Consider the following 12417-nt stretch of genomic DNA (forward strand, 5'->3'; position numbering starts at 1 on the left):
CACCGGCGGTGGTCCGGCACCGGCGGCGGCTAGGGCGCGACGCCGATGCCCTGGCCGGCGAACTCGATCCAGTTGAGGTTGCCGAAGCCGCTGGCCGGACCGCCGGGAACGGTGGCGAAGACCAGGTAGAGCCGGTGGCTGCCGCCCGGGTCGGTGATCGGCACGGTGGTGCTGGTGAAGGCGTTGTTGCCGCTGGTCGCGTTGACCGTCGCGGTGGTCAGCAGCGGGCCGGTGGGCGAGTCCAGCCGCAACTGGACGGCGAAGCGGGGCTGCCCGGCGGTCGCCGCGCTGCCGCCGGAGGTGCGCAGGGTGACCGACTGCATGTTCCGCAGGTTCACCGTGTTGTTCACCGCGATCCAGTCGCCCGGGTCGAGGCTGCCGCGCTGCTGCCCGCCCCCGGTGTCGGCGCTGGTGCCCACGGTGGTGCCGGACTGGTCGGCGGCGAACTCGACCTCCTGCCGCTTGGCCTGGATGATCTGCTGGTCCACCGTGGTCAGCGCCGGTTGCCCGTTCGCGCCGCGGTCGGTGTAGGAGGCGCTGACCACCCCGTAGATGTAGCCGCCGTGGGAGGCGTCGTCGGCCTCCGTGGGCAGCACGCCGGAGCAGCCGAACTGGTTGGCCTCGCCGTGGCCGTGCTGGTCGTGACCGAGCACGAAGGTCACCTCGACCTTGGCGCAGTCCACCGGCCCGTCCTCGGGGTCGGTGACGGTCACCGACCACGGGATGCCGTCGCCCCAGTCGAAGAAGCCGCCCTCGATCGGTGTCTGGACGGTGACGGTCGGGGCGGTGTTGCCCACCGTGATCGTGGTGTTGGCCGAGGCGCTCTTGCCGCTGGAGTCGGTCACCGTCAGGCGCGCGGTGTACACGCCGTTGACGGTGTACGTGTGCGTCGGGTTCGGGTCGACGGAGTCGGTCGTGCCGTTGCCGTCGAAGTCCCAGGCGAACGAGATGGAGTCCGCCGGGTCGGGGTCCTTCGAACCCTCGCTAGAGAACGCGACGGTCAGCGGCGCCGTCCCGTTGGTCGGGGTCGCCGTCAGCACCGCGTTCGGCGCCCGCAGGCCCTTGACGTAGCTGAACCTGAGCATCGCCGCGTCCGGGTTGACGTTGAAGAACCCGTCGCCGTACGTCAGCAGGTAGAAGTTGCCGTCGGGGCCCCACTTCATGTCCATCGGGTTGTCGCAGAGGAACGGCTTCGCGGGCGTGGTCGGCGCCTGCCCGCAGTTCAGCACGTTGTTGATCTTCAGGATGTCGCCCTGGCCGTCGAGCCGGACCTCCTTGAGCGTGTCCCGGGTGAACTCGCCGAAGAAGATCGCGTCGTCGAAGTACGCGGGGAACTTCGTCTCCGACCTCAGCTCCGGGTCGAAGTCGTACTTCGCCGCGCCGTGCGGCCCGACGCCGCCGGTGCCGAGTTCGGGGAAGAGCACCGGGCAGGTCTGCGTCGGGGTGGACAGGTAGGACTCCGGGCACGGCGTCGGCGCCTGGAACGAGTACCAGAGCTCGGACTTCTCCACCGCCGGCAGCTCGGTCAGGCCGGTGTTGTGCCGCGAGGTGTTCCGCGGCGCGGCGCAGTCGAAGGGCGCGACCGGGGAGATCGGACTGGTGGTCCAGTTCATCTCGATGTACGGCAGGTTCGGCTGCACGCACATCGGCCAGCCGTAGTTCGCCGGCTTGTCGACCACCATCATCCGGCCGGTGCCCGCCGGCCCCCGGCCGACCGCCGCGGTCGAGGAGTCGGGGGAGTAGTCGGTGACGTAGGCGACGTCGTCGGCGTCGAGGGTGATCCGGAACGGGTTCCGCAGGCCCATCGCGTAGATTTCCGGCCGGGTCCGGTCGCCGGTGTCCTGCGCCTCCGGGAAGAGGTTGCCCTCCGGCACCGTGTAGCTGCCGTCCGGTCGCACCGAGATGCGCAGCACCTTGCCGCGCAGGTCGTTGGTGTTGGCGGAGCTGCGCCGGGCGTCCACGAAGGGCGCCTGGTACACGCCGGTGGCGCTCACCGAGTCGTTGTGCGGCGAGAAGCCGCCGGACCCGCCGCCGCCGGCCGGGGTGTCGTCGCCGGTGACCAACCAGAGGTTGTTCTTCGAGTCGAAGGCGATGTCGCCGGCCACGTGGCAGCAGGCGCCCCGGTCGACCGGCACCTGGAGGATCTTCTGCTCCGAGGCCAGGTCCAGCGAGGGCGTCTCGCCGTCGACGAACTTGTACCGGGAGAGCTGGAAGTACCCCTTCCACCGGTCCCAGGCCGCCGGATCGGTGCTGGTGGTCGGCGCGCCTCCGGTGGGGGTGTCCAGCGGGGGCGCGTAGAAGAGGTAGACCCACCGGTTGGTGGCGAACTCCCGGTCGATCGCGGGGCCGTACATGCCGTCCTCGCTGTGGGTGTAGACCGGGATCTGGGCCAGCACGGTGGTCTCGTTGCTCTCCGGGTCGTGCAGGCGTACGCCGCCGCGACGGTCGGTCTGGATCACCCGGCCGTCGGGCAGCACGTCGAAGCCGATCGGCTCGTTGACGTTGGGCTGCGCCCCGATGACCTCCATCTGGTAGTTGGCCAGCACGGTGGCGCCGCAGTCGCCGGTGGTCACGCCGGCCGCCCACTGGATGGCGCCGCCGAGGTGCGCCCGCAGGTCGGTGCTGCCGTAGCTCTCCGGTGTCGCGCCGAGTCCGGTGTAGAAGGACCGGCCGCCCTGGTGGTCCTTGCACCAGGTGACCGGGTGGTCGAAGCCCATCGACCCGCCGACGTACGTCTTCTCGTCGACGGTGGCCAGGACGTGCGAGACGCCCCGGACGTTGGCCGCGAAGTTGTACCACCGGTCGGTGTGCGTCCAGCGCTCCGGCAGCGTCGCCGAGGCCGGGTGCACCCGGTCGGCGACGGTGACCGTGGCCTGGGCCGGCGCCGACGCGGCGCCCACGGCGCGGGTGCCGAGCACGTTGTCCAGGAAGGACCAGCCGGGCTCCGCCTCGATCGCGGAGTGGACGCCGACGAAGCCGCCGCCGTCGCGGTAGTACCGCTCGAACGCGGTCTGCTGGCCGTCCGTGAGGACGTCGCCGGAGGTGTTCAGGAACACCACGGCGCGGAACTGCTTGAGGTGCGCCTCGTCGAACTTGCGGGCGTCGTCGGTGACCTCGACGGTGAAGCGTCGGTCGTTGCCGAGCTGCCGGATCGCGTCGACGCCCGCGGCGGTGGCGGTGTGGCTGCCACCGGCGGACCGGGTGAAGACGAGGACCTTGTACTCGATGCCGTTGCTGGTCGGTGCCGGTGCGGCGAGCGCCGGTGCCGGCTGTTGTTGGGCCGTCGCGACGAGCGTCGCGCCGACGAGGGTGAGAAGGCTGAGGTAGGTGGCGGCCCTTCGGCCGATCGGTCTGCGCATCGAACCTCGCTCTGGTCGGGCGGGTCCGCCTCAGCGCCGGGACGTCGCTGAGGAGGTCGCGGGGAGTACCAAGAGCCTGGCCAGGTTCTACGCGAGACGATATTTGCGCCTCGGAGCAAAGAGAAGAGGTTGGCGGCAGAAGTTTTGGCTGGATCGGGCGAACTTTCGTTCCAGCGTGGCGAAAGTGGCGACGGGGCGGGCCGCGGTGTGGGCGTGATGCCCTGCGGACGCACGCAGACGGGCCGGCCGCCAGGTGGCGACCGGCCCGCTCGAAGGTGCGATCAGAGGGTGCTGGCGTTCGTGCCCGAGCTGGACGGCTTGTTGCGGGGCGTGGTGGTGGCCGACGACGACCCGGTGCTCGTCTTCGCCCCCACCGTGGCCGGGGTGCCGGCGAACGCGTCGTCGGCGGCGGTCAGCTCCTGCTTGTTGCCGTTGGTGCCCAGCTTCTCGCCCAGCTTCGACTGGCCGAGCTTGTCCTTGCCCTCGCTGTAGATGCGGGTCGCCTGGGCCTGCGCGACACCGGCCGCCTCCTGGACGGTCGGGTGGTCGAGCACCTTGCGGCCCCGGATCACCAGCTCCTCGTACTTCTCCCGACCGGCACGGGCGCCCAGGACGAATCCCGCAGCCAGCCCGCCAAGAAACATGATCTTTCCGCGCATGGCGGCTCCTTCCGTACCTGACGCGCCGTCGTCCAGCGGCTTACCCCGCCGGAGGCGACCAAATCGCGCCTGTGTCCTCTGTCCGCAGCTAACTACCCATCCTGCTCTCCGCTCATGCCTCCTTGTGCCGTGATGACGATTTGTCTGGTTTATTGTCGTGTCGACGGGGCACGGGTCGCAGGGGTAACCCCCTGGACCACGACCCCCCTGGGTCCTGTACTCTTGTCCCCGTCGCACGGCGCGGAGAGATCCGCACCGGACGACACAGCGGTCCCCCGTAGCTCAATTGGCAGAGCAGCCGGCTGTTAACCGGCAGGTTTTTGGTTCGAGTCCAAACGGGGGAGCTTCCACAACTGACGCCCGTCGGCCCCGCCGGCGGGCGTTCGCCGTCGTACCCGCCCCGGACGGTCGAGGGCGCGGGCGGTTCCGTTTCGGCCACCGCGGGCGCTCCCGGCCGGCAGGATGGACGGGGTCGGCCTGAGCTCCCCCTCTGCGTCGATCGACGCGTCGATTCTTGGGGTGGGTGCGGATGCCCGGAAGAGGTGGCCACGGCAGGATCACGCTCGCCGCCGTGGCGCTCGTGCTCGCGTGGCTGCTCGTCGGGGCGGTCGCCGGGCCGTTCTCCGGCAGGCTCGGTGAGGTCGCGACGAACGACAACGCCTCGTTCCTGCCCACCGACGCGGAGGCGACCCGGGCGCAGGAGCTGGCCGGACGGTTCGTCGATCGGCAGACCACCCCGGCCCTGGTGGTCTACGAACGCGCCAGCGGCATCACCGGAGCCGACACGAAGCGGGCGGTCGCCGACGCCGCCAGGTTCGCCCGGGTGCCCGGGGTCGTCGGGCCGCTGCCGCCGCCGATCCCCAGCGAGGACGGGCAGGCCCTGCAGGTGGTGGTGCCGATCGACGAATCCGACGGCGAACGGATCGGCACGGTCGTCGGGGAACTGCGCGACCTCGCCGGCGGCGACCGCGACGGGCTCACCGTGGACGTGGCCGGCCCCGCCGGCCTGCTCGCCGACCTGATCGAGGTCTTCTCCGCCATCGACGGCACCCTGCTGATCGTCACGCTCTGCGTGGTGCTGGTCATCCTGCTCGTCGTCTACCGCAGCCCGGTCCTGTGGATCTTCCCGCTGCTCGCGGCCGGGATGTCCTTCGCGCTCGCCGCCGTCTTCGTGTACCTGCTCGCCGACGCCGACGTCATCAAGCTCAACGGGCAGGCGCAGGGCATCCTCACCGTGCTCGTCTTCGGCGCCGGCACCGACTACGCGCTGCTGCTGGTCGCCCGCTACCGCGAGGAACTGCACCGGCACGAGCGCCCCTGGGACGCGATGCGGGCGGCGTGGAAGGGCGCCGCGCCGGCGATCATCGCCTCCGGCGGCACGGCGACCCTCAGCCTGCTCTGCCTGCTGCTGTCCAGCCTGAACTCCAACCGCGCGCTCGGCCCCGTCGCCGCCATCGGCATCGCCGCGACCCTGCTGGTCATGCTCACCTTCCTGCCCGCCCTGCTGGTGCTCGGCGGGCGGTGGGCGTTCTGGCCGCGCCGGCCCCGGCTCGACCGGGCCGACCCGCGCACCGAGCACGGCATCTGGAGCCGGATCGCCGGCTTCGTCGCCCGGCGGGCCCGGCCCGTCTGGGTGCTCACCACCCTCGCCCTGGCCGCGCTCGCGCTGGGCCTGACCCAGCTCGGCGCGACCACGCTCGGCCAGTCCGACCTGTTCACCGAGCGCACCGACTCGGTCGCCGGCCAGGAGGTGATCGCCCGGCACTACCCGGCCGGCACCGGCAGCCCGGCCACCATCTTTATCACCCAGCAGACCGCGCGGCAGGTCGCCGAGGTCGCCCGGGGCGTGCCGGGGGTGGCCGCCGTGCGGCCGGTCACCGGCGCGCGGACCGGCCCGCCCGACCCGAATGCCGCACCGAAGGTCGTCGACGGCACGGTGCAACTGGAGGCGACGCTCGCCGACCCGCCGGACAGCGACGGGGCCGAGCGGACCGTCCGCGAGCTGCGGCGGGCGGTGCACGCGGTGCCCGGCTCGGGCTCCGTGGTCGGCGGCTTCACCGCGATCAACGTGGACACGTCCGACGCCTCGACGCGGGACCGGAACGTGATCATCCCCGTCGTGCTGGTGGTGATCGCGATCATCCTGGCCCTGCTGCTGCGAGCGCTGCTGGCGCCGCTCCTGCTGATCGCGACCGTGCTGCTCAGCTTCGCCGCCACCCTCGGCCTCTGCGCGCTGATCTTCCGGTACGTCTTCGACTTCCCCGGCGTGGACGCCTCGTTCCCGCTCTTCGCCTTCGTCTTCCTGGTCGCCCTGGGCATCGACTACAACATCTTCCTGATGAGCCGGGTCCGCGAGGAGTCGGCCAGGCGGGGCGCCCGCGCCGGCGTGCTGACCGGCCTCGCCGTCACCGGCGGCGTGATCACCTCCGCCGGGGTCGTGCTCGCCGCGACCTTCTCCGCGCTCGCCGTACTGCCGCTGGTGGTGCTTGTCGAGCTGGGCGTGGCGGTCGCGGTCGGGGTGCTGCTCGACACCGTGGTCGTCCGCTCGCTGCTGGTGCCCGCCCTGTCGTACGACATCGGCCCGAAGATCTGGTGGCCAGGCCGGCTGTCCCGGACGAACGGTGAGCGGGAGGCGCGACATGCGCGCTGAGACCGACGTGGTCGTGGTCGGCGGCGGCCTGGCCGGCCTGGCGGCGGCCCGGCGGCTGCACCGCGCCGGCGTGCCGTGGCGGCTGCTGGAGGCCGGCGCCCGGCTCGGCGGCCGGGTCGCCACCGACGCGGTCGACGGCTACCTGCTGGACCGGGGTTTCCAGGTGCTCAACACCGCCTACCCCCGGCTCGGCACCCTGCTCGACGTCGACCGGCTGCGGCTGGGCCACTTCACCGCCGGCGTGCTGGTGCGCAGGGGCGACCGCCTCGCCCGCCTGGTCAACCCGCTGCGCGAGCCCACCGGCGCGCCCGGCACCGCGCTGGCCGGCGTCGGCTCGCTGCTCGACCGGCTGCGCTTCGCCGCGCTCGCCACCGGCTGCGCCGCCCTGCCGAAGGGACGGCTGCTCGCCGCGCCGGAGAGCACCACCGAGACGGCGCTGCGCCGCGCCGGTCTCTCCGACGGGATCATCGAGGAGCTGCTGCGGCCGTTTCTCTCCGGCGTCTTCGTCGAACGGGAGCTGGAGACCTCCAGCCACGTGCTGGCGATGGTGCTGCGGTCGTTCGCGCGCGGCCGGATCGGCCTGCCCGCCGAGGGGATGGCCGCGCTGCCCCGCGCCGTCGCCGACCCGCTCCCGGCCGAGCTGATCGACCTGGACACCCCGGTCTCGGCGGTGGCGCCCGGCCGGGTCCGCACCCAGGCCGGCGACATCCGCTGCCGCGCCGTCGTGGTCGCCGTCGACCCGCCGGCGGCGACCACCCTGCTGCCGACCCTGCCGGCGGTACGCACCCACAGCTACACGACGTACTACCACAGCGCCCCGGAGGCGCCGCTGGACGAACCGATCCTGCTGGTCGACGGCGACCGGCGGGAGATCCTCGCCAACACCGTGGTGGTCAGCCGGGCCGCGCCCACGTACGCGCCGGCCGGGCGGCACCTGGTCGCCACCTCCGTCGTCGGCCCGTCGCCCCCGCCCGAGCCCACGGTGCGGGCGGAGCTGACCCGGCTCTACGGGCGGTCCACGGCGGACTGGACCCACCTGACCACGGTGTCGATCCCCGACGCGCTGCCCGCCGCGCCGCCGCCGCAGGGACGGCTGCGCAAGCCGGTGTCGCTGGGGGAGGGCCTCTTCGTGGCCGGCGACCACCGCGACAGCCCTTCCATCCAGGGCGCGCTGGCCAGCGGCTGGCGCGCCGCCGGGGCCGTCCTGTCGGAGTTGCGCGCCGGTTGAGCCGCCCTCGCCGCAACCCGCCGCCGCAGGCGCCCGACTCGACGGCCGACGCCGACGGCCGGGCGGGCGCGGGGCGCGTCGGGTCGACTCCTCACTGTTATCCTCGCGTTGCCCATCGTGCCGCCGCGCCGACGACGCCGATGAGCGGAGCGTCGGTTCGTGCTGGCCGGTGATCGACCGGGCGGGATAAGATCCGGCGCGGTGCCGGGGCGGTAGCTCAGCCGGTTAGAGCAGGGGACTCATAATCCCTCGGTCGCGGGTTCGAGTCCCGCCCGCCCCACCAGCACAAACACTTGGCCAGCCTGGCTGCCCTGGCCACGGCACTGCGCGCGTCTGGGCGTCAACGCTCCGACGACTCCCGCAACCCCCGGAAGTCCTGCTGCTCAGTGCGCTTGGGTGACAAGGTCCCAGACCCTGACCGTCCGATCGTCGCCGGCGCTCACGGCAACGGGTCGGCCGCGTAGGGTGCCGGTCACCACCTTGCGTACCGAACCACGATGACCGGTCAGCGGAGCGCCGATCGCCCGCCCGTCGGACAGGTCCCAGACTCGTACGGTTCCGTCGGTGCCGCCGGTGACGACGACTGGACGGTCGTCGACGACGCCGGTCGCCAACGTGGTTATGGAGCCCTCGTGCCCGTCGAACGGGTCCCGGATCGGCTCGATCTCCTCGTCCGGCTCGTCGAGATCGTCACGCAGGCCCGCCCGAACCTGCTTCAGCCGCTCGCGGGCAAGCTCGCGAGCCGACCCGGCCTGGCGGGGCGACGGGAGCGTCCAGGCCAGGACGCTTCCGGTATCCGTCAACGCCACGACCGCCAAGCCACCGCCTTGCTGGACGAGGGTGACGGCGTGGATTCGCTCGTCGTCGGTGTCCTCGTCGTAGTCGTCAATCTCCTCGTCCTCGTCCTCGCCGTCGGTGTACAGCGAGGCCCACCGCTCGCGCGAGTCCACGTCCCACAACGTGACGCCCTCACGAGTGCCAGCCACGACCAGCGAACGGCCCTCGAAACTGCCCGTGCCGAGCGCATCCACGGTGGACTCTGGCAGCTCGACCGGAGACAACCCCCCGAGCGGTTCCCACATCGTGATGCCGTCCCAGTGCACTCCGCTACACGTCGCGAACCGCGCCAGACCGTCCCCACCGTCCAGGGCCGCGACCGCCGCGATGTACGGGGCGTCGAAGGAGGTCCCGCTGATCAACTCGCCGGTGCCGACATCCCAGAACGCGACACCCTGTTCATCGCCACCGGCCGCCAACACCACCCGTCCGCCAGAGACGGCCAAAGCCACCGAGTCCAACTCGTTTCCGGCGTCCGGATATTGCGCCGCCTGCGGATCCGCGGCGCAGGCGAACGGCAACACCAGGTTTCGCCAGACGTTCTGTGCCGACTCCCAGACCCACACCCCGTCACGGCCCCAGCGGGACACGCCCACCACGGTCAGCGCGCCGTCCACCTCGACCGCCGCGATGTCCCCGATCCCGCCGCCTGGCATCTCGTCACTGACGAACAGAGCATTGATCATCGGGAGAATCTAGCGCGTCGAGCGCGTCTCCCTCTGCCCCGAATACATCCCCGAGCCCTGGTGACCGGTGCGACGCCGTGCCCCCGCCCGGACGGGGGCACCGGGTCCGTCACCGGCGGCTCTTGGGCAGGTCGAACTGGTCGGCGGCCTTGCAGTCGCGCCGGCCGCCGACCGCGCCCGGACCGGCCCGGTCGAGCGCCTCGCGGGCCCGCACCCGGCCCAGGTTCCAGGCGTACCAGGGGTCCGGCTCGTCGAGGTCGTCGGCGATCCAGCTCAGCGTGCAGCGGCGCACCGGGTCGGGCAGGCCGGCCAGGGCCGGCGTCGCGTCGGCCGAGAGCGCCCGCAGGTACCAGGCGTCGATCTTGCCCGTCTGCTCGTAGCGGGCGATGTTGCGGCGGGCCGCGTAGTCCTCGGGGTTGAGCACGGCCAGGCTCAGCAGCATCGCCACGGCGAGCGCCACGGTCAGCCGGGGGATCCACTCTCCCCGCCACCGGATCCCGGCCACCAGGATCATCAGGAAGACGGTGCCGAGCAGCAGCTCGAACGCCATCACGAAGAGCCGCTCCCCGGTGAAGCTGTAGGCCTTCTGGTACGTGTACATCCGCGACAGCGCCGACACCACGATGACGAAGCCGAACGCGCTGAGCAGGCCGAGCAGGACCCGGAGCAGGTGGCGCTCGACCGGTCGCTCCCGCCGCGCCCACCGGGCCACCCCGGCGAGCACCGCCAGCGTCAGCATCGTGACGACGACGAGCTGCCAGAACCCGCTGCGCGCGTACTCGGCGTAGCTGAGGCCGGCGGTGCGCAGCACGTGCCGTTCCCCGCCGAACAGGACGGTGAACTGCACCGCCACGAAACCGCCGAACAGCAGGGTCAGCGCGCTGATGACCGGTGCCCACTCCAGGACGCCGAGACGGCGCGTGCCGGGCCGGTCCACGGTCGACAGGTCGGGAGGCGCGGCCAGCGTGTAGACGGCGGCGACCGCGCTCAGCCCACCGATGCCGGCGAGGAAGAGCCAGGCGAACCCCGCGCCGGCGTTGACCTCCGGGATGAGCCCGCCGAGCACCGCGGAGAAGGCGCCGTCGGCCGACGAGAGGAGCGCGCCGAAGACGGCCAGCGCGGCCACCGTGACCGCGGCCGACCCGACGACGCGGCGGGCCAGGCCCGGCTTCGCGGGGGCCTGGAGGTGCCCGCCCACCCACGGCAGCCCCCGCAGCGCCGCGAACGGCGCCGCCACCAGGCTGAACAGGATCGAGCGTACGAGCCGCCCGCCCACGATCGCGAGGGTCGCGCAGCCGAGCGCGCCGAGGACGCAGAACGTCACCAGCCACCAGGCGTTGCGGAAGGCCAGGACCGAGAGCAGCGCCAGCGCGGCCACCGCCCAGCCGGCGCGGACCCACCGTTCGGCGCGCGGCAGGTCGGCGCCGGTGCGGCGGACCGCGACGGCCACCGCGACGGTCAGGGTGAGCCAGCCCAGGAACCAGCCGATGCCGGTGCGGGTGAGCGGCACGAAGCACGCCAGCCCCAGCGCTCCGGTGAGGACGGCGGCCGGCACGGACCGGTCGCGGGCCGCCTTCGGTCCCGGCCACCGCGTCTGGAGGAACGAGGGCCGGACCGGTGGCGGCTGGTAGCCGCGGTACGGCATGGGCGACGTGACCGGCGTGCCCGTCAGGTGCGGCGCCGGGTACGGACCGACGCCCGGCGGCGGCGCGGCGACGGTTGCCGGCGCGGCGACGGTTCGCGGGGCGGCGGGTGCCGCCGCGGTGGCCGGTGGTGGCGACGTGCCCGGGTCGGGCGGCGCGGCGGCGGACGGCGGCGCGGCGTCGGTGGGGGAGGGCGCCGGGGCTCCGGCCGGGGACGGCTGCGCCGACCGCGCGTCGGGTGGCGCCTCGGCGGGCGGCGGTGCCTGCCCGGTCACCGCGTCCGCCGTGGCCGTCGGGCCCGGGCTGGCCTTCCCGTCCGCCTGCCTCGGCACGGCCGCCGGGCGGGCGCCCGCACCCGCCGGCGCCGGTACGGCCGTCACGTCGGTGGCCAGGCCCGGCGGCGTCGGTACGGCCGTCACGCCGGTGGCCGGGCCCGGCGGCGTCGGCGCGGCGGTTGCCGGGTCGGTGGCGGCGTCCGGCGGTGCCGGCGCGGCGGACGGGAGCAACGGGATGAACACGGCGTACCCGCGTGTGCCCGCCGGGATGCTGACCGGGATCGCCCAGGCGGGCGCGCCCTCCGGGCCGGGCCACACCATGGGGGACGGCGCCCCGTCGGTCGGCGGCATGACGAGCAGGTACGGCGTCGCGGTGCCGGGGCTCTCGCCGCCGGGGCTCGCGGGCGCGCCGGTCGTCTCCGGGGATCCCGGCACCGGTGGCGGTTGGGTCACGGACCCTCCTCGATCGAATGGCCCGCACACTGTACGACCGATCCTGATCCCGTCGCCGCCCGGTTGACGCTCCGTGAGCCGCCCCGCACGAGGCGTCGCCGGCGGGATCGGCCGCTCAGGTCCGGTGCCGCTCGGTCCAGCGGTCGTCGGGCCAGGCGGCCGTGGGCAGGGTGGCGCAGGCGCCGCCGCAGACGTGGGGGTAGGCCACGTCCGTGGTCAGCTCCCCGGTGGCGGGACCCCGGGCACCGGGGTACGAGATCTTCCGGGCCGGCCCGCTCAGGGGCGACCCGTTGCGCTGCAACCAGCTTGAGACGGCGTCGTGGGCGGCGAGGACGGCGGGGTACGTGGCAAGGGCGGAGGGTAGCGACACGAAGACCTCCGCGCGGGCCGGCTCGAGCCGGACACCGATCCGTCCGTGGGGCTCCACGCTGCCCTCGGTGGGTGCGCACACCTCCACCGCTCCCTCCGAGTCCTCGGACACCAGGCTGAGGCAAGTGACGATCGCGGGTCCGTTCGTCCGGGTGGCCGGTGGCGGGGCGTCGCCGGGCCGGCACGCGACCAGCTCGACGCGACGGTGTCGGGTAGCCGACAGGACGCCGGCCGCCTCCGCGACGCACTGTTGTAGCA

General features: G+C 73.2%; 7 protein-coding genes and 2 tRNA genes. 4 read left to right on the forward strand and 5 right to left on the reverse strand.

Annotated elements, in window-relative coordinates:
* Positions 1–29: 29 nt before the first annotated feature.
* Positions 30–3359 carry a ThuA domain-containing protein gene (locus tag ACGF7U_RS04790; protein ID WP_393103007.1) on the reverse strand — a complete coding sequence of 1110 codons (3330 nt, stop codon included), beginning with the start codon at positions 3357–3359 and terminating at the stop codon, positions 30–32.
* Between the two features lie 281 nt (positions 3360–3640).
* Positions 3641–4018: a hypothetical protein gene (locus tag ACGF7U_RS04795; protein WP_393103009.1), complete on the reverse strand. Its 378-nt coding sequence runs from the start codon at positions 4016–4018 to the stop codon at positions 3641–3643.
* A 271-nt stretch (positions 4019–4289) separates the two neighbouring features.
* Here ACGF7U_RS04795 and ACGF7U_RS04800 point away from each other — a divergent pair.
* From ACGF7U_RS04800 to ACGF7U_RS04815, 4 genes are all read left to right on the forward strand, one after another.
* Positions 4290–4362, forward strand: a tRNA-Asn gene (locus tag ACGF7U_RS04800).
* Between the two features lie 185 nt (positions 4363–4547).
* A complete protein-coding gene (locus ACGF7U_RS04805) occupies positions 4548–6668 on the forward strand; it encodes an MMPL family transporter (RefSeq protein WP_393103011.1) in 2121 nt (706 codons plus the stop codon).
* Complete coding sequence (locus tag ACGF7U_RS04810; RefSeq protein ID WP_393103013.1) at positions 6658–7896, forward strand: NAD(P)/FAD-dependent oxidoreductase; 1239 nt, start codon at positions 6658–6660, stop codon at positions 7894–7896. Before ACGF7U_RS04805 ends, ACGF7U_RS04810 begins: the two co-directional genes overlap by 11 nt.
* A 206-nt stretch (positions 7897–8102) precedes the next feature.
* Positions 8103–8179, forward strand: a tRNA-Ile gene (locus tag ACGF7U_RS04815).
* A 100-nt stretch (positions 8180–8279) separates the two neighbouring features.
* Here the strand turns inward: ACGF7U_RS04815 and ACGF7U_RS04820 are convergent.
* The 3 genes from ACGF7U_RS04820 to ACGF7U_RS04830 form a co-directional block, all read right to left on the reverse strand.
* The gene (locus ACGF7U_RS04820) at positions 8280–9419 is read right to left on the reverse strand and encodes a WD40 repeat domain-containing protein (RefSeq protein ID WP_393103015.1); all 1140 of its coding nucleotides are present in this window, start codon (positions 9417–9419) and stop codon (positions 8280–8282) included.
* Positions 9420–9528: 109 nt separating this feature from the next.
* Positions 9529–11790 carry a DUF4153 domain-containing protein gene (locus ACGF7U_RS04825; protein ID WP_393103017.1) on the reverse strand — a complete coding sequence of 754 codons (2262 nt, stop codon included), beginning with the start codon at positions 11788–11790 and terminating at the stop codon, positions 9529–9531.
* A gap of 115 nt (positions 11791–11905) precedes the next feature.
* Positions 11906–12271 carry a hypothetical protein gene (locus ACGF7U_RS04830; protein ID WP_393103019.1) on the reverse strand — a complete coding sequence of 122 codons (366 nt, stop codon included), beginning with the start codon at positions 12269–12271 and terminating at the stop codon, positions 11906–11908.
* Between the last annotated feature and the right edge of the window lie 146 nt (positions 12272–12417).

This window comes from Micromonospora sp. NPDC047670 (assembly GCF_043204915.1).
Classification (GTDB): Bacteria; Actinomycetota; Actinomycetes; order Mycobacteriales; family Micromonosporaceae; genus Micromonospora.